Source organism: Microcoleus pseudofavosus SVA1_A4, assembly GCF_036700565.1.
Classification (GTDB): Bacteria; Cyanobacteriota; Cyanobacteriia; order Cyanobacteriales; family Microcoleaceae; genus Microcoleus.
Map to the genome: position 1 here is coordinate 38,618 of NZ_JAUBPE010000048.1, position 18,732 is coordinate 57,349.

At 46.2% G+C, this 18,732-nt stretch carries 12 protein-coding genes and 1 pseudogene; all 13 read left to right on the forward strand.

Going from position 1 to position 18,732, the window contains the following annotated elements; genetic code table 11:
- Nucleotides 1-340 (forward strand): annotated as a pseudogene (locus tag QUA02_RS20335) (DUF4912 domain-containing protein); the annotation flags it as partial.
- Nucleotides 341-715: 375 nt separating this feature from the next.
- On the forward strand, nucleotides 716-871 hold the full coding sequence (locus tag QUA02_RS20340; RefSeq protein ID WP_333030192.1) for a hypothetical protein: 156 nt from the start codon (nucleotides 716-718) through the stop codon (nucleotides 869-871).
- Nucleotides 872-1,031: 160 nt separating this feature from the next.
- Nucleotides 1,032-2,345: an ABC transporter substrate-binding protein gene (locus QUA02_RS20345; RefSeq protein WP_333030194.1), complete on the forward strand. Its 1,314-nt coding sequence runs from the start codon at nucleotides 1,032-1,034 to the stop codon at nucleotides 2,343-2,345.
- 229 nt (nucleotides 2,346-2,574) lie between these two features.
- Entirely contained in the window at nucleotides 2,575-3,483 is a 909-nt protein-coding gene (locus QUA02_RS20350) for a carbohydrate ABC transporter permease (protein WP_333030195.1), read from the forward strand.
- A gap of 71 nt (nucleotides 3,484-3,554) precedes the next feature.
- On the forward strand, nucleotides 3,555-4,418 hold the full coding sequence (locus tag QUA02_RS20355) for a carbohydrate ABC transporter permease (RefSeq protein WP_333030196.1): 864 nt from the start codon (nucleotides 3,555-3,557) through the stop codon (nucleotides 4,416-4,418).
- Nucleotides 4,419-4,543: 125 nt separating this feature from the next.
- Complete coding sequence (locus QUA02_RS20360) at nucleotides 4,544-5,626, forward strand: ABC transporter ATP-binding protein (protein ID WP_333030197.1); 1,083 nt, start codon at nucleotides 4,544-4,546, stop codon at nucleotides 5,624-5,626.
- Nucleotides 5,627-5,916: 290 nt separating this feature from the next.
- Nucleotides 5,917-6,306, forward strand: coding sequence for a hypothetical protein (locus QUA02_RS20365; protein WP_333030198.1), 390 nt, complete (start codon nucleotides 5,917-5,919; stop codon nucleotides 6,304-6,306).
- 356 nt (nucleotides 6,307-6,662) lie between these two features.
- Entirely contained in the window at nucleotides 6,663-7,100 is a 438-nt protein-coding gene (locus QUA02_RS20370) for a DUF3574 domain-containing protein (RefSeq protein WP_333030200.1), read from the forward strand.
- Between the two features lie 112 nt (nucleotides 7,101-7,212).
- On the forward strand, nucleotides 7,213-7,503 hold the full coding sequence (locus tag QUA02_RS20375) for a hypothetical protein (RefSeq protein ID WP_333030202.1): 291 nt from the start codon (nucleotides 7,213-7,215) through the stop codon (nucleotides 7,501-7,503).
- A gap of 280 nt (nucleotides 7,504-7,783) precedes the next feature.
- Nucleotides 7,784-8,296, forward strand: coding sequence for a hypothetical protein (locus QUA02_RS20380; protein WP_333030203.1), 513 nt, complete (start codon nucleotides 7,784-7,786; stop codon nucleotides 8,294-8,296).
- Between the two features lie 326 nt (nucleotides 8,297-8,622).
- Nucleotides 8,623-10,680, forward strand: a complete 2,058-nt coding sequence (locus tag QUA02_RS20385) for an ABC transporter ATP-binding protein (protein WP_333030204.1) — start codon at nucleotides 8,623-8,625, stop codon at nucleotides 10,678-10,680.
- Nucleotides 10,681-11,645: 965 nt separating this feature from the next.
- The gene (locus QUA02_RS20390; protein WP_333030205.1) at nucleotides 11,646-16,985 is read left to right on the forward strand and encodes a PAS domain S-box protein; all 5,340 of its coding nucleotides are present in this window, start codon (nucleotides 11,646-11,648) and stop codon (nucleotides 16,983-16,985) included.
- A 193-nt stretch (nucleotides 16,986-17,178) separates the two neighbouring features.
- Nucleotides 17,179-18,498 (forward strand): cytochrome P450, encoded by a 1,320-nt coding sequence (locus QUA02_RS20395; protein WP_333030207.1) that lies wholly within the window; start codon nucleotides 17,179-17,181, stop codon nucleotides 18,496-18,498.
- Nucleotides 18,499-18,732: the final 234 nt, after the last annotated feature.

An 18,732-nucleotide genomic window follows, 5' to 3' on the forward strand; every position in this document is an offset into this window, starting at 1 on the left:
GTCCGGTGTCGGTATGTCCGGTGTCGGTATGTCGGGAGTTGGCTTCGCCGCCCCGATGCGCCCCCGCCAGTTCTGGTTAGTTGCTGATGCCGAACTGATCGTCTACGGCGCCACGGAGCCCAACGCCACCGTCTACGTAGGCGGACAGCCGATTAAACTCAATGCTGACGGCACTTTCCGCTTCCAAATGTCCTTCCAAGACGGCTTAATCGACTATCCGATTTTTGCAGTAGCCGCAGACGGCGAACAAAACCGCGCTATCCACATGAAATTCGAGCGCGAAACCCCAGAACGGCGCACCAATACCAAGGAAGATGCTGTTGTTGAATGGCTTGGGTAACGGCAATGGTCGATCGCGATCCCGGCACGCGCGACAGGTTTGTGCCAATTTTTTAACCATCACAAGGCATAGCCTGAGCCGATCGTGATTTGTTAGGGTTAATCCCAGACAACAACCCATAACACCCCCTATACACCGTTCTCCTGTTTTGAGGAGCGGTGTTTTTTGTATTTAGGACTTACTCAGAAACCGGGTTTTTATAGCAAAATAGATCGCGGATCGGGCGATCGGCAAAAGTTATACCAATTCTTAAAAGTAGGGATAAATATAGATTGTATGCGAACATCTGTAGGGACTTAAGCTGGGTATAAGTCCCTACTTTGTTTCATCTGAGATATTGCACAATTCTCAATTACTTGTTGAGAAACAGGCAAGATGCCTGTTCCACAAGAGATCAATTTCATTGTGGAACAGGCATCTTGCCTGTTCTTGACAATGGTGCAAGATGCGAGTTTCATCCGATTGACAACTGCTATATTAGACAATAATCTCAATATCTATCTCTGGATAGATGTTTACTTAACTCGCTAGCGAGCTTGTTAAATCAAAATTTGCACTTTCACTCAAGCATTATTAAGTAAGCTAAAGTTTACTTAAATTTTTATTGCACAAACTCGCTAAATTCAGCGAAACAAAAGAAAGCGAGTTATGAGAGAAATAAGGCGATCGCACCGCCACTTCTCAAAAACAAATGCAAAAAATAAATTCCCCGCCGCAACGAAGGCAGAAGCCTCATCTTTTCGCCTTATTCGCGATCGCATTAGCCGCCGTCTTGCTTTTATTTATCCTGCCGGCACTGACTCAACAGCCAGTCGTGCTCACGATGTTGATGCAAAGCCAAGACATTGTTAACTGGAAACCCTTTTTCAAAGAATTTGAACAGAAAAACCCCGGCATTCGCATCAACCTCATAGAAGGGCCTTCTGACACAAACCTCATAGAAAATCTTTACACATCTGCCTTTCTTTTAGGCGAATCGCCCTACGACATCATCAACATGGATATTGTCTGGGTTCCCAAATTTGCAGCCGCAGGTTGGGTAAGGGATTTGACAGACAGAATTTCCCCCGAACAACTATCAAAATTCATCCAAGGTAACGTCGAAGGCGGGCGGTATCAGGGCAAACTTTACCGAATTCCCCACGCTTCCGATGCCGGAATGCTTTATTACCGCAAAGACATTTTAGAACAAGCGGGAATCGCAGCGCCGAAAACCTTTGAAGAGATGGTAAAAATCTCTCAAAACTTGCAGAAACAGGGAAAAGCAACTTGGGGTTATCTGTGGCAAGGCAAACAATACGAGGGAGTATCTGCGATGTTTGTCGAGGTTCTCTCCGGTTTCGGCGGCTTCTGGGCTAACCCTCAAACTTTTGAAGTTGGGTTAGATAAACCGGAGGCAATTAAAGCAGTGGAATTTCTCAAAAATACGATCGCCTCCGGCATTTCTCCTCCGGGTGTAACCACCTACGGCGAAGAAGAAACCCGGCTGTTGTTTCAAAACGGGCGATCGCTTTTTTTGCGAAACTGGCCGTATGTTTGGAAGCTGGCAAATGCCGAGGGCTCGAATGTTAGAGGCAAAATTGCGATCGAGCCAATGCTCAGCAGTATCGGTAAAACAGGCGGTTCCTGCTTGGGCGGCTGGGGCTGGGGAATTGCCAAAACCTCAAAACATCCAGAACAAGCGTGGAAAGCAATTAAATACCTTACCAGCGAGGAAACCCAGCGCAAATTTATTTTAGAAACAGGTTTAGTTCCCAGTTACAAATCCCTATTTACCAACAAAGAAATAGTCGCCAAATATCCCCACTATCCCCAACTGCTAAAAGTAGTGGAACGGCCAGCTTTGCGCCCCCCCATAGCACAATACGCTCAAGCTTCTGATATTTTGCAGCGCTATTTGAGTTCAGCTTTTACCGGGAGAATGAGTGCAGAACAAGCAATGAAAGCAGCAGCTAGCGAAACGCGCAATTTATTAGGCAGTTTGAAACAACCCCAAGCTTCGTAAGTCCTAAACAGGCAAGATGCCTGTTCCACAAAGAGTGAATTTTCTAGCCCGCCCGAACAGGCAAGATGCCTGTTCCACAAAAAGTTAATTTTTTTATTGTGGGGAGTAGGGGTTGGGCATCTTGCCCGCCCGAACAGGCAAGATGCCTGTTCCACAAAAAGTTAATTCAATTGTGGGGAGTAGGGGTTGGGCTTCTAGCCCGCCCAAAAATAAATTAAAGGTGAAAAATATGCAATTAGACAAGATGCGACAGCGCGAACAAAAAACCGGATGGATATTAGTAGCACCAGCTTTGATAATTCTGATGCTAGTATTTGCTTACCCAATATTGCGCGCTTTTTGGCTGAGTTTATTCACCCAAAACCTCGGTACTGAATTAAAACTAATTTTTTCCGGTTTTGCTAACTACAGTCGAATGTTAGGCGACGGGCGTTTCTGGCAGACTTTAGGCAACACCACAGTATTTACTGTCGCCTCTGTTGTGCTGGAATTAATTCTCGGCATGGGCATTGCCTTAGTCTTGAATCAATCTTTCACAGGGCGCGGCATTGTGCGGACAATCTCCCTGCTACCTTGGGCGTTACCGACTGCATTAATGGGTGTAGCTTGGGCGTGGATTTTTAACGACCAATACGGCGTAATTAACGACATTTTGAGGCGATTGGGATTGATTCAAAATAGCATTAGCTGGCTGGGAGATCCGACTTTGGCAATGATGGCAGTGATTACAGCAGATGTGTGGAAAACTACGCCCTTTGTCAGCTTGCTTTTGCTAGCGGGATTGCAATCAATTCCCAGTGATTTGTACGAAGCACACGCCATTGACGGGGCGAGTAGCTGGCAGAGTTTCCGTCAAGTTACCTTGCCGCTCCTGATGCCCCAAATTGTGATTGCCTTGCTGTTTCGATTTGCCCAATCTTTCGGCATTTTCGACTTGATTCAGGTGATGACGGGAGGGGGGCCGGCGGGGGCAACGGAGACGGTTTCTATCTACATTTACAGCACGGTAATGAGGTATTTAGACTTTGGCTACGGGGCGGCTTTGGTGGTGTGTACTTTTTTGCTGTTAGTGGCAGCAGTTGCGATCGCCGCTTACCTGTTATCGAGAGCCCGCATCAATGCAGCCGGAGGAAACTAAAACGATTTTAGATTTGGGATTTTAGATTTTAGATAACCAACAGTTGCACTTTTATCTCATTGGTATAAATTATGTCGATCGCCCGCGAACAACCCACAAAAAAAACCTTTGACATCCGGCAATTAATCTTGCCAATTTCGGCGATATTAATTGTCGCATATTTCCTCGCACCCATCGTCTGGCAGGTGCTAACTTCTTTCAAAGTAAATGCGGATATTGCGGCGATTCCCAACGTCTACATTCCCAAACGAATTACTTTCGATCACTACCTGTCTTTGTTCCGCCGCCGTCCGTTTGCACTGTACATTTTAAATAGCGCTTTTGTTTCGATAAGTTCGACATTGCTGTGTTTAGCAGTAGGCGCTCCCGCAGCTTACGCTTTAGCCAGGTTGCGGCTGTGGGGCGAGAAAATTATCCTAGCAACTGTGACAATTGTGACGCTATTTCCGGCGGTGCTGCTATTTTTGGGACTGCTGGAAATTGTCAAAGCTTTGAACTTAGGCAATAATTATTTAGCATTAATTATTCCTTACACCGCTATCAATCTGCCGCTGACTATTTTGGTGATGCGGAGTTTCTTTCAACAATTGCCAAAAGATTTGGAAGATGCCGCTAAAGTAGACGGATACAACACTTTCCAAATGCTGTGGCAAATCGTACTGCCGATGACATTTCCAGCGTTAGTCACAACTGGAATTTTGACATTTATTTCAGCTTGGAACGAGTTTATATTTGCACTAACATTTATGACTCGCGAATCTCTGAAAACTATTCCCGTCGCCACGGCTCAACTCAGTGGCACATCAGTCTTTGAGATTCCTTACGGGCCGATCGCCGCAGCCACCGTTTTGGGAACCTTACCCTTGGTTTTTCTGGTTTTAGTATTCCAGCGGCGCATCGTTCAAGGTTTAACAGCCGGGGCTGTAAAAGGATAAATCGATTTTAGATTTTAGATTTTAGATTTTAGATTGAACTGGTTCCTAGACTGTGCCTGGGAACGAGTCAAACAACACAGTCAACAGTCAACAGTCAACAGTCAACAGTCAACACTTTAAAAATCATGGCAAAATTGCAACTCAAAAACCTCAATAAAACCTACAGCCCTAAAAATGTGCCGGTGAAAGACATTAGTTTGGATGTCAGCGAAGGGGAGTTTCTGACTTTGCTGGGGCCGTCGGGGTGCGGCAAATCTACGACACTGCGGTTGATTGCAGGGTTGGAACAGCCGACTAGAGGCGAGATTAGAATTGGCGATCGCAATGTGACTTATCTAAGACCGGGCGATCGGGATATTGCAATGGTTTTTCAAAGTTACGCGCTTTACCCGCACATGACAGTATACGAGAATATGGCGTCGAGCCTCAAACTTCGCAAAATCTCCTCCAGCGAAATCAACCGGTTGGTGACGGAAGTTGCAGCATCCCTCGGATTGACAGAATTAGTCGATCGCAAACCCGGAAAACTATCAGGCGGACAGCGGCAGCGAGTCGCCCTCGGCCGCGCATTAGTGCGCCAACCGGAAGTATTTTTGCTCGACGAACCTTTGAGCAATCTCGACGCATTATTGCGCGAAAAAGTTAGGGCCGAACTCAAACAATTATTTGCATCCCAAAAAGCTCCTGTAGTGTACGTTACTCACGACCAAACCGAAGCCATGACGCTTTCTACAAAAGTCGCAGTTCTCAACAGCGGTAGCGTGCAGCAGCTAGATCCGCCACACTTAATTTATACCCGTCCTGCAAATCAGTTTGTAGCGGGTTTTGTGGGCAGCCCGCAAATGAATTTGCTAGTGCTTAAATGCCAGGGCAATTTTGCGATGTTAGGTGATTTTGGAGTTCCACTCCCCAATATGCCGACTCTGCCGCCAGAAATTGTGTTAGGAATTCGCCCGGAACACGTCGGTTTTGCAAATGCAGAGGCCGGCAAGATAGCGGCCCCAGAGGCAATTAAAGGTGAGGTTTATTTAGTGGAAAACTTGGGAATGCAAAATTTAGTTAGCGTCCGAGTTAAAGGTTTGGAGCCAGTAACGGTGCGGGCTTTGCTGCCCAATGACCGCCACTGGAATTCCGAAATTGTAGAGCTGGTTTTTCCGCCTCAGTTGCTGCACTGGTTTGATGTGAAAACTGGCGATCGCTTGCAATAAGAATTTGCCCTGTATAGCATGATTGATTGAAAATAGTCTAACCATGTGTATAAAAATATGTTTTTTGCTTCTAACTAAGTTATGACTTTAGTTAGAGGTATAACTATTTTGCTGCTGTTAACGTGATGTTTATGTGTGAAAAAGCTAATTGGCTGACACATAGGTGGCGTGTTTACCAGATTTTATCGCTAACCTATAACTCTATTTATGTGGTTAATGGCAAGGTAAAGCTAATTTGGCTTTCTCTGGCGTTAGCTGCTCAGTTTGGAGTAAGCCAATGAGATTTAAAAATGTTGAAATTTATCACCAATCAACTTAGGAGTATTACCGAGATGAATTTGATTTCCACAGCGATCGCTCGCATCAGTTCCCTGCTTAAGGGCTTTCAAGTGAAGAGTTTTTTGAGTGTTGTCCTAGTCGGTTTTATGCTGCTGACGGCAAATGTTAATGCTGGAGACAATAGCAAAGCTTACGGCACGCAAGTTGGATCGAAGGGCGATCTCAACAACCCCGAAAGACCCCAAACAACCCGGGAATGGAGGCAAGAAGCTCGCGAAACTAAGGACGCTCCGGGCGAACGAGCTCAGAAGATCGGGCAAGAGGCAGGAGCTGCTGTGAAAGAATTTGGGGAAATGTACCAAGACACGGCTAAGAGAAGTATCCGCGAATTAAAGGATTAGGAATAGTTTTTTTTGTGGCAAGGGCCGAAAATCCCGTTCATAATATAGTGCAAGATGTGCATTTTACCTCACATCTTCCACTATTTTTTTAGATTTATTTAAGTTTTAAATTATTTTAAATGATGTAATATCAATTCCGGTTGTATGGGAATTAATTTTACCCGAAATCAGGACACGGCACTGCCGTGTCCCTACAATCGATCGCGCGGTAGGGAAACGGCACTGCCGTGTCCTCTATCTCATTCCGGCGCAGCCGGAATTGATATAAGTTGCTCCGCCGCCCGAAATATGCAATTTAAATGTAGAACAGCTTATGTTTGCCGGTAGTTTAAGTAACCAGCGGTTAAAAACAATATATGAATAAACATCTTAACAGTCTTTGCTTGACCGGTCTGCTGTTTATCTTACCTGTTTGTCCGGCGACAATTGCCCGCGCTCAACTTCCTGAAACTTCGGACACTAACGCCAAGCAAACAAATTTCCTCAAAGATGAACTGTATTTTGGCTTAACTAAACCGGGAGGCGAGATTGTTTCTGAAGCAGAATGGCAGGAGTTTGTCAAGGCAGTTATTACCCCTCGCTTTCGGGACGGGCTAACGGTATTAAACGGCTCTGGGCAGTTTCTAAACAGTTCGGGAATTCTGATTAAAGAAAATTCTAAAATAGTGATTTTAATTTATGAAAGTAGCCCGGACAAAAATCGAGCTATTAATGAAATTGTCGAAACTTACAAGCGCACTTTCCAGCAGGAGTCAGTGTTGCGGGCAACCAGCGAAGTTAAGGTTTGTTTCTGATGCGGTTATCGAATCAGCGTATTTATGATATTATTTGCGGTGATCGAGGTCATACCCTCAAAGATAAGTAGGGTGCGGGTGCAATAAAAATCATAATTTGTGGGTATCGTTTGTGGGTATCGATCGCACACAGCAACAAGTCGCTAGAAAAACCAGCCCCGGAGAAAATAAAAACATGACTAACGACGGCAACCAAAAAGCTGAAGCGCCGGAAAACGAGGATTCAGAAAATTTGGACGGTATGGCGAAAGCTTTTATTGTGAGCGTGGCTTGGTCTTACGCAGAGGCATTGCAGCGAACGAAACGATCGCAAAATCAACAGGAACCGACGCCAGAATCTCTACCAGAATCTCAGACAGAATCTCAGACAGAAACAGTTGATCGCACTTTTGAAAGCAATTGAGCGCTGAGACTGTTTTGCGTTGATTATTCTCAACGCAAAACAGTCTCAGCGATTGCTTTCGGAAAAAAAGCGATTGCTGAGGCTACAGCAAACAGCGCCACAAAATCGGTAGCGAGCAGATTTGGGGCGATCGACTTTTTCGGCAGATGCCCCAAATTAAAGCGGTTGGTATTCAATTTGACTAAATGTATTTCCGTGCCCAAAAGAGATTAAAACTAAACAATTTACGTTTTTACCGCTACAGTGTACAAAACAAATAACTAATTTTGATATCGGTCTCATGTCTAATTCAAAAATGATTGGCAAAGCGATCGCAGGTAGCCTTTGCTTCGGCATCCTCGCCAGCTTCAACGCCTCACTCGGCCCCGCATCGGCAGCAGCACCAACAATTGCCCAAGAAACAGCAGCCCCGGCCGCTAGCAACATCGACCAGCAACTCTTAGGCCAATGGCAAGGCACAGTCCCTTCCGGTCAGTCTTTCACCTTCGTCTTTGCGCCTGAAGGCAAACTGTTTCTCATGGCTAAAGGCCCCGACGGAGCTGCCCGCGCCAAAGAAATGAGGTACAAAGTTAATCTCGGTGAAAAACCGATGCACCTTGATGTCGGCCTCAGCAGCACAGAAACCGTTCAGACTGTTTTTGAGTTGACTCCCGAAGGTCAAATGCGCCTTCAGTTGCAAGGCACCAATCCCGGACAGGCGAGACCTAATTCCTTAAACGATCAGGCAACTGTGTTTAAAAAGGTCTCCGAGGCCACTGCACTGCCTGCTGACACTCAGGTCATCGGTTTTTGAGGAAAATTATATCATTTCCGGTTGCATCGGAATAATATATTTGGATGATATAGCGTGCGAGCGTCTCGCTCGCGACTATAGATCGCGAGCGAGACGCTCGCACTACATAATTCCGATGCTGCCGGATTTGATATTACTCGCAGGCAGAAGGCACTCCAGTAGTTCTGAGTTTTGAGTTTTAAGTTAAAGAATTTAAACTTTAAAATTCAAAACCGCGAAGCGTTGCGAGGAACGAAGCAATCTTAAAACTTTCCCCGTGCCTTCTGCCTTCATCAGGCCCTGCTACAATCCACTTAATCTCCCTTTAATTTTTGCCGTAGACCTCCATGAGTGAAACCGTCCTAGAAGTTCGCAACCTGCGGGTTGAATTTCAATCTGCGGACGCAGGCGATGCGTCTGCAACAGTCAAAGCTGTTGACGGCATTTCCTTTGAGGTGAAGCGAGGGCGAACTCTGGGAATTGTGGGAGAGTCGGGGTCTGGAAAATCGGTAACATCCCTGGCTGTGATGGGTTTGCTGTCGAGTTCGTCAACGAAAATCGATGGCGAAATTTGGTTTTCTCCGACAAAAGACGGCGCTAGCAATGGGCCTGTGAATCTGCTGGAAATGCCGGATAGGGAAAAACAAACATACCGGGGCAGCCAGATTGCGACGATTTTTCAAGAGCCGATGAGTTCGCTCAATCCCGTTTATACGATCGGATTTCAACTCACAGAAGCCATTTGTTTGCACCAAAAGGTGTCGCAGACAGAAGCGCGGCGCAAAGCTGCTTCTCTGCTGCAAGAGGTGAAGCTGCTACCGGGCGACGATGAGATCGGGCAGCGGTGTTTGGCTTTGCAGCAAGAGCACTCCCGGGCTGCTGCGGGAAATCAAGCAGTTATGGATGACGATCGCGATTTGATGCAGCTCGTCAACGGCCAAAAACAAGCTATGCTCGATCGCTACCCCCACGAACTCTCAGGCGGTCAAATCCAGCGCGTGATGATTGCAATGGCCATTTCTTGCAATCCAACTTTATTAATTGCTGACGAACCGACCACGGCTTTAGACGTAACCGTGCAGGCAACAATCTTAGCTTTGCTGCGCGAGTTGCGGGACTCTAGAGGCATGGCAATGATTTTTATTACCCACGATTTGGGCGTCATTGCTGAAATTGGCGATACCGTGGCGGTGATGTACCGAGGCAAGATTGTTGAGTGCGGTGCGATCGAACAAATTTTCAGCAATCCCCAACATCCTTACACAAAAGGTCTGTTAGCTTGCCGCCCAACTCTCGATCGGCAACTGCGCCGCTTGCCGACAGTTTCCGATTTTATGGATGTCACCACAACTGCTAGCGGCGAATTGGTAATTGTCGAGAAAAATATCGATTTAGACGGCGACAGCAGCGGGGGAAATCCCGCTTTTGCAACAGGAAAACCGCCTCGACTGCCGCATATTTCCGGCCCTTTGCTAGCTGTTAATAACTTGCGAGTCGGTTTTCCGGTGCAGGGAATGTTTGGCGAAACTAAACGCTTGTTTATGGCGGTAAACGATATTTCTTTTGAAGTTTACCCGGGCGAAACTTTGGGTTTGGTGGGCGAATCTGGCTGCGGCAAATCAACTTTGGCAAGAGCTTTGCTGCAATTAATTCCGATCGCCAGCGGTAAAGTATTTTTTGAAGGTCAAGAAATTACGCCTCCTGCCAGAAGTAGTTCGGCATCGCAGTGGATGGCTAATTATCGGATGCAAAAAGAGTACGATCGCAAATTGCGGTGGCTGCGGCGCGATCTGCAAATTATTTTTCAAGACCCTTTTAGTTCTCTCGATCCGCGCCTAAATGTTGGGGATGCGGTGATGGAACCGATGGTGATTCACCGCTTTGGTAAGAACCAGAAAGAACAGCGCGATCGCGCGGCTTATTTGTTGGAGAGAGTGGGTTTAAATCCCGATTTCATGCGGCGCTACCCTCACGAGTTTTCTGGCGGGCAGCGGCAGCGAATTTGTATTGCTAGAGCTTTGGCTTTGAATCCTAAGTTTATTATTTGCGATGAGTCGGTTTCGGCATTGGATGTGTCGGTGCAGGCGCAGGTTTTAAATTTGCTGAAGGAGTTGCAAACAGAGTTTGGACTGACTTATATTTTTATTTCTCACGATTTGAGCGTGGTCAAGTTTATGAGCGATCGCGCGATCGTCATGAACAAAGGTAAAATCGAGGAAATTGGCACTGCCGAGCGCATTTACCGCCAGCCGCAGCAAGCTTACACGCGGCAACTTATAGCTTCTATTCCTGCGGGGAATTTGGAGCGAATTCGGCAACAGCAACTAGGTCGCGGATCTGCTTTGGGCGGTGTGCCGCCTTTGCCCCTATCGCCTGCGGATGAATCGAAACACGTTGATATCTAGTCCTTTAAATTAAGCCTTATCGGTTTGTAGTAAGGACTTTAGTCCTCATAGTTTTATGAGGAGTCATCTCATCCAGTTACATCCGAATAATATATTTGGATAATGTCAGTGCGAGCGTCCCCGCTCGCGGCGTGGCTCGCGAGCGGGGATGCTCGCACTACATATAGCCTTTCTTAAAAAGATGAGGTACACGAGATTCCCTGAATATCGGGACTTTCAAGCCTTATTACATACCTCATCTATCTGAGAAATGCTATAATTCCGATGCTACCGGATTTCATATCATCTCATCCAGTTACATCCGAATAATATCGAGTGCGCTCACGTGACGCTCGCGATGCAAAGCAGATCCCTGCACTCGGAAAATTCCGAATTACCAATTACCAATTACCCGCGAACATCTCGTACAACTAAAAACTGCTACCAATAAAATTTCATTTTATCTTCACAAATCACCAGTTTATCTTTATTTTAAATTCATAATTTATTTATCCTCAAATTCAACCTGTTTGAACTTGACTAATATTCCGGGCTGTTTAACCCACAGCCAGGGATCTCCACGCAGTATTTTCGTACATCAAACCCGGTCATTCCCGGACGCAAAAAGTGGTATAATACGCTACTCTAACGCGGTAAGCAGCTTCATGCGCAGCATACATAATTAGGCTCTGCGTCCAGGATTAGCTAGATTAGGCCAAATGTCCAATGACTAACAGCAATATGTAGCGTAGTATTATAGATAAACTCTCTCTATGAGTGGTGGAAAAAAGTAGAAAAGGCGCACCCTAGCTAAAAAGAGATTGCTCGCTAATTCCGTAAATACACTTAATTTTCTGACCGAGTTGCGTAGATTTACGCAACTTTTAAAATGATAGATTCCGCAAGCTAGGAAAGTTTTACAAAAATTAAAAATCTTTATTGTAATTGTGACTCACCAAAACCAAAAGGGAATCAAGAGTAAAAAAATGAAATCTTCTGTTCATATCGAAGAATCAAACAGCACTAAATTATCGAACTTACTGCGACTGTTGTTGAGAAAATTCACGCCAGCAGTCACCAGAATAGAAAAGGCAGAAGGCAGCAAGCAGTATGAAAAAAAAATTAGCCTAGCGACGATCGCCCCTGGCACTTTATTCTCAATTTTGATAGTTGTACTGCTTGTCTTAAACGGGTTGCTGGTAGCTGGCAGCCGCGATCAGTTGTACCATCGCCAACTCGCCTTGGGATTTTTGGGAATAGCAAATATTGTCTTTTTGGCGGCGGTATCGGCGTGTTCAAACGCCTCTACTGTCGCAGCCCAAAACGATCGCCCATCCAGCAAACCCGACGAGGGCGATCGCTTTTTTAGTCTCTCGCCAGATATGCTGTGCGTCATTGGTTTTGACGGTTATCTCAAACGCATCAACCCAGCAGCAGAAAAAATCCTCGGCTATTCCCCAGCCGAAATGGTGGGCAAACTCTTCATTGAATTCGTGCATCCAGACGATCGCCAAGCTACCCTAAAACAAGCTGAAAGCATTGCTACAGGCAACAATACCGTTGGGTTTGAAAACCGCTGGCGGTGTCGCAACGAATCTTACAAGTGGATAGCCTGGAATGCTAACGCTGTCTGCGAGGAAGAATTGATTTATGGTGTCGGCCGCGACGTTACCGATCGCCAACGCACCCAAGAGTCGCTCCGGTACACCAATTCTATCTTGCATTCTGTGATTGAAAGCACGCCGGATATCATTTTTGTCAAGGATATTCAAGGCCGCTATATAATCGCTAATTCTGCGGTAGCTCAATTTTTGGGAAAACCGATCGAGGAAATTATAGGCAAAGATGATGCAGGATTATTTCCTGCTGAAATAGCCAGTCAAATTATCGCAGTAGACCGCAGAGTGACGACAGCCGGAGAATGTTTGACTTATGAAGAAGATATACCAAAAAACGGGGCTATGCGAACGTTTATAACAGCGAAATACCCTTGGCGTGACTCTCAGGAAAATATTGTCGGCGTAGTTGCCATATCTCGCGACATCAGCGATCGCAAAGAAATAGAAGCAGCGCTACTAGAGAGAAACATCCTCTTTGAAAGCATCATTGAAAGTACAGGCGACAGCATTTTTGTCAAAGATACTCAGGGCCACCACATATTGGTCAATTCTAAGGCTGCGGCCATTATTGGCTTGCCAAAATCAGAAATTATTGGCAAAAAAGATGCAGAATTATTTCCGCCGGATATTGCAGAGATGCTTGTGGAAAATGACCGCCGGATCTGGCAAGCTGGTATTGAGGAAAAGATCGAGGAAGTAGCAAAAGATAGCGAGGGCAACATCCTGACATTTCTTTCTACCAAAAGTCCTTTGCGCGATCGAGCCGGAAACATCACGGGCGTAGTTGGAGTTGCTCGCGAAATTACCGATCGCAAACGCACAGAAAAAGCTCTACAAGAAAGCGAGGAACGCTACCGCTGCTTAATTGAAGCCACATCCCAAATTGTTTGGGATAGTAAAGCCGAAGGCGAATTTGTCACCGAACAACCAGGATGGAGTGCATTTACGGGACAGATTTACAGCGAACTTAAAGGATGGGGGTGGCTAAATGCTATCCATCCAGATGATAGAAAACATACTGCAAAGATTTGGTCTGATGCAGTTGCCAACCGCACTTCATACCAAGTAGAACACCGCTTGCGTAGGCACGACGGCGAGTACAGGTACATGAGCGTGCGCGGTGTGCCCGTATTGAACGCAGATGGCAGCGTTCGTGAGTGGGTGGGAGCGCACTCCGATATTACCGATCGCAAAATCACAGAAGAAGAAATGCAGCAGCAAAAAGAATTTTTGCGCAGCATTTACGACGGCGTAGACTACAGCATTTTCGTAATAGATATCGGCGCCGACGGAGAATTTCGCTACGTCGGTTGGAACCCAGTAGCCGACTTATTCGGCGGCATCAGCAGCGAATTCGGGCGCGGCAAAACTCCCGAACAACTTTTCGATCCATTTACAGCAGCAACGTTCCGGCAGAATTTGATCGACTGTTTGGAAAGAGGCAGCTCGATTTCCCGCGAATATCCCGCTACTTTTGACGCTAGAGAAATCTGGTCGATCGTAACTCTGACTCCGCTGCGGGACGGATCGGGCAAAATTTATCGCGTTGTCGGCAGTTGCAGCGACATTACAGAACGCAAAAAAGCCGAAATCCAATTGCGCGAACAAGAAGAATTTTTAAACAGCATCTATAACGGCTCTAATCAAGCTATTTTCGTGGTAGATGTCACCGCCGACGGAGAGTTGCGCTACAAAGGCTGGAATACTGCTACAGAAGCCTCTACAGGCTTTTTAATCGCCGATGTCCAAGGCAAAACTCCAGAAGAGGTTTTTCCCCCGGCAGTAGCAGCAGATATTCGGCAAAGATACGACGATTGTTTGGCAGCAGGCAGCTCGATTTGTTACGAAAACAAGACCGAGTTGGAAGGTGTAGAACATTGGTTTATGGTAACTCTGACGCCACTGCGCGATGCCTCTGGCAGAATCTACCGCCTGATTGGCAATTCTATGGACATTACCGATCGAAAACTTGCAGAAGCAGCGCTGCAAGCCAGCCAGCATTTTGTTGAGCGCATTGCCAATACCAGTCCGAATCTTCTCTATGTTTACGACGAAACTGAGCAGCGAAATGTCTACAGCAACCGTAAAATCACTGACACCCTCGGCTATACGGCCGAAGAAGTTGAACAAATGGGCAGCAGTCTGTTATCTACCATTATCCACCCTGATGATTTAGCTAAATATCCCGAATATTTGCAGCAATTAGAAAATGCTCCCGACGGCGAGGTTGTTGAGTACGAATATCGGCTGCGCGATCGACAGAATTGTTGGCACTGGTTAGTCGGCCGGAATGTTGTATTTAGCAGAACAGAGGATGGAAAAATTCACCAGCGTCTCGGTGCTGCTACGGACATTACAGAGCGCAAAATAGCAGAACAAGCTTTAGCAGAACAATTGAAAATTTCTTCATTCACAGCAGATGTGGGAATTGCTCTAACTCAAAACCAGACTTTGCCTGCAACTTTGCAAAAATGCACCGATGTAGTGGTGCGCCATTGGGATGCTGCGTTTGCTCGGATTTGGACGCTGAACGAACAGGGAAATGTATTGGAGCTGCAAGCAAGCGGGGGGATGTATACTCACATTGACGGCGCTCACAGCCGCATTGCTGTCGGCGAGTTCAAGATTGGTTTAATCGCCCGAGAGCAAAAACCTCACATCACTAATTCTGTGGAAGAAGATCCCAGAGTCAGCGACAAAGAATGGGCGAAACGAGAAGGAATGGTAGCTTTTGCTGGATATCCGCTAATTGTTGACAATCAGTTGCTGGGAGTAATCGCGATGTTTGCTCGCCAGGAGTTGAAGGAATCAACGCTGGTTGCTTTGGCTTCAACTGCCGATTCGATCGCCTTGGGAATCAAGCGCAAACAAACAGAAATGGCTCTCGCCGCCCAAAAGCAAACTATGAGGACAATTATTGACAACGCTCCGATCTGGGTGTGGATGGCAAATCCTAGCGGGCGGATGTTATTAGTCAACAAAACTTTCTGCGAAGATGTGGCTGTATCCGAAGATGAATTTTTAGCAGTCTCTCACTATTCCGAAGTTTTGGGATTAGAAGCATCTGCTAACTCTATGGCATCTGACGCGCAAGCATGGAGCCAAGATACTCCCTGTTATTCTGAAGAATTGCTCCAGTTGGCTGATGGCGAGTATCACCAGTTGGAGATAATTAAAACTCAGGTCAAAGATGATTGCGGTAACGCGATCGGCTTAATCGGTTTGGGTTTGGACGTTACAAAACAAAAAGAATCTCAAAGACAGTTGCAAAAGTCAGAAGCGAGATTTCGCAAATTAGCGGAGCAGGAAGCGCTGCTGAATCAACTAGCTAGCAATATCCGCGAATCTCTGGATTTAGATACTATTTTGGCGACAACTGTGGAGCAGATTCGCGACTTGCTGCAACTCGATCGCTGTCTGTTTATTTGGTATTTACCTGACGCCTCGCCGCCAGTTTGGGCTGTGCAGTACGAGGCGAAAAATGCTGATTTGCCTTCGCTGTTGGGCTTATTTCCTACTGATGCAACTGGTAATTATGCCGAGCAGATTGCCAATTTGGAAATAATTCGGGTCGATGATTTTGAGACTGTTACCGATCCAGTCGAGCGGGAATTCTTCAACTCTATAGGATTCAATTCTCTGCTGGACATTCCCGTTCAGACATCTACTGGTAAAATCGGGCTAATTTGCTGTAGCACTTCTAGCGGTGTGCGGTGTTGGAGCGGTGAGGAAGTAGAACTGTTAGTGGCGGTGGGCAATCAATTGGCGATCGCCATTAATCAAGCGGAACTTTACACTCAAAGCGTCGATTCAGCCCGGATAGCGCAAGAACAAGCTGCTAAACTCGAAGTAACTCTATGCGAACTCCAGCAAGCTCAAACCCAGCTCGTGCAGGCAGAAAAAATGTCGAGTCTCGGTCAGATGGTAGCAGGAATTGCCCACGAAATCAATAACCCAGTCAGCTTTATTTTCGGCAATCTTACCTACACAGAAGAATACACCACAAACCTGATGAAACTGGTGCAAATGTATCGAGATGAATACCCGGAACCTTCTCCAGCGATTCAGGAGGAAATAGAGGTTTTAGAGCTGGATTTCTTGTTAGACGACTTGCCGAAAATGCTGTCTTCGATGCAGGTGGGAGCCACTCGGATTCGGGATATCGTGCGGAGTTTGCGGAATTTCTCTCGCCTCGATGAATCCGACATGAAAGATGTTAACATTCACGAAGGAATCGACAGCACATTGATGATTTTAGAACACCGTCTGAAAGTTCAGCCCGTTAGCGTAGCAGGTACGGAGTACCATCGCCCCGCAATTAAAGTCGTTAAAGAATACGGACAATTGCCGCTGGTAGAGTGCTACGCCGGACTGTTGAATCAGGTGTTTATGAATATTATCGCTAACGCTATTGACGTTTTACAAGAACCGCTCGAAAATCCGGGAATTATCCGCATTCGTACAGAGGTAGAAGGTACTCTCGCTGTGATTAAAATTGCTGATAACGGTGCAGGTATCACCGATCGAGTCCAGCAGCGGATATTTGACCCCTTCTATACTACAAAACCGATCGGTTCGGGGACGGGGATGGGTTTAGCGATTTCCCATTCAATTATTGTCGAAAAACATAAAGGTGAAATCCAGTGTTTCTCCGTGGTGGGGAAAGGCTCTGAATTTACGATCAAGATTCCAATTATTAGTCATTAGTCATTAGTCATTAGTTATTTGTTGTTTGTTGTTTGTTGTTTGTTATTTGTTATTTGTTATTGGCGATCGTAGCATTTCTCAGTTGAGTGAAGTACAGATGTCCGGTAGGGACACGGCACTGCCGTGTCCGTACAGCCAAATTGGTTATAATAGCCAATAACCAATTCCTCAAACCCAAAACCTAAAATCTAAAATGGCATTACCTCCCGGCAGTTTCGGTTTGCCGCTAATTGGCGATACCCTCAACTTTTTGCTAGATTCCCAATTCGCCAAAAAACGCCACCAGCAGTACGGGCCCATTTTCAAAAGCAGCATTTTCGGACAGCCTACCGTGTTTGTGTGCGGCCCGGAGGCGAATTTGTTTGTTTTAAGCAATGAAAACCAGTATTTTGTTGTGAGTTGGCCTCCCAGCACGAAAGCGCTTTTAGGGCCGCTTTCATTGGCGTTGCAAACGGGTGCTGACCACCAAAATCGGCGCAAGTTGCTGTACCAAGCATTTGGGCCGCGAGCTTTGGCCGGCTACATGGAAGCGATGGAAGATATCACTCAGCGCTATTTGCAAAGATGGGCCAAAATGGAGACACTTACTTGGTATCCAGAACTGAGAAATTATACTTTTGATGTTGCGGGTAAGTTGTTAGTAGGGATTGATAAGGGTTCTGAAACGGCGCTAGGATATTATTTTGAAACTTGGTGCAATGGTTTATTTTCGATTCCTTTAGATGTGCCTTGGAGTCAGTTTGGCAAGGCGAAAAAGTGCCGGAAGCTGCTGTTGGCAGAACTTGAAAAGATTATTCGCGATCGCCAACAAGGAACCCCTAGCGGCAATGATGCTTTGAGTTTGCTGATTTCGGCTCGCGATGACGAGGGAAATAGTTTGAGTTTGGAGGAGTTAAAAGATCAATTGCTGTTGCTGCTGTTTGCGGGACACGAAACTTTAACTTCGGCGATCGCCTCTTTTTGTCTTCTCCTAGCTCAAAATCCCGATGTGATGGCAAAAGTGCGGGCCGAACAGCAGCAGTTCCCCGCAACTGAACCGCTAACCTTGGAACAGCTCAAACAAATGACTTATTTAGAACAGGTTATGCGAGAAGTGCTGCGTTTAGTTCCGCCGGTGGGAGGCGGTTTTCGGCAGGTAATTAATGCTTGCGAGTTCGGCGGCTACGAAATTCCCAAGGGTTGGAGCGTGCTTTATGAAATCAATCAGACGCATCAGGATAGCGCAGTTTATCCCGAACCCGATCGATTCGACCCCGATCGATTTAACTCCGAGCGATCGGCTAAACCGTTCAGTTACGTGCCATTTGGCGGAGGTTTGCGAGAATGTTTGGGCAAAGAATTTGCCCGATTAGAAATGAAGTTGTTTGCGGCAAAGATTGTTCGGGAGTTTGAATGGGAGCTTTTACCGGATCAAGATTTGCATTTGATCGCAGTACCGACTCCTCATCCTCGCGACGGTTTGCGAGTGAAATTTCGGCGACTGAAAATTGCAAGTTTAGGACTTAAGCAATAACTTTAGTTCTAGGGTGCGCATTGCGCACCTTACCTATGGGATAATTTGAATGGATGGTGAGATGTAGGTGACTCCTGCTATCAATAAGTAAAGTTTCATATCTAAAATTTTGTGCCTTCCGATGGACGATTTCTGTACCATGTGGTATAGCTAATAAGTAGGGCTTGCTGAATCAGTGAGAAAAGTAAACAGTGTATGGGTTTTCCGACCAAAAAAGTAGTAAGGGTGCAAGAA

Coding starts and splice junctions, on each gene's coding strand:
- QUA02_RS20340 (WP_333030192.1), top strand. CDS start 716: ATGCCTGTTCCACAAGAGATCAATTTCATTGTGGAACAGGCATCTTGC.
- QUA02_RS20345 (WP_333030194.1), top strand. CDS start 1,032: ATGCAAAAAATAAATTCCCCGCCGCAACGAAGGCAGAAGCCTCATCTT.
- QUA02_RS20350 (WP_333030195.1), top strand. CDS start 2,575: ATGCAATTAGACAAGATGCGACAGCGCGAACAAAAAACCGGATGGATA.
- QUA02_RS20355 (WP_333030196.1), top strand. CDS start 3,555: ATGTCGATCGCCCGCGAACAACCCACAAAAAAAACCTTTGACATCCGG.
- QUA02_RS20360 (WP_333030197.1), top strand. CDS start 4,544: ATGGCAAAATTGCAACTCAAAAACCTCAATAAAACCTACAGCCCTAAA.
- QUA02_RS20365 (WP_333030198.1), top strand. CDS start 5,917: ATGTTGAAATTTATCACCAATCAACTTAGGAGTATTACCGAGATGAAT.
- QUA02_RS20370 (WP_333030200.1), top strand. CDS start 6,663: ATGAATAAACATCTTAACAGTCTTTGCTTGACCGGTCTGCTGTTTATC.
- QUA02_RS20380 (WP_333030203.1), top strand. CDS start 7,784: ATGTCTAATTCAAAAATGATTGGCAAAGCGATCGCAGGTAGCCTTTGC.
- QUA02_RS20385 (WP_333030204.1), top strand. CDS start 8,623: ATGAGTGAAACCGTCCTAGAAGTTCGCAACCTGCGGGTTGAATTTCAA.
- QUA02_RS20390 (WP_333030205.1), top strand. CDS start 11,646: ATGAAATCTTCTGTTCATATCGAAGAATCAAACAGCACTAAATTATCG.
- QUA02_RS20395 (WP_333030207.1), top strand. CDS start 17,179: ATGGCATTACCTCCCGGCAGTTTCGGTTTGCCGCTAATTGGCGATACC.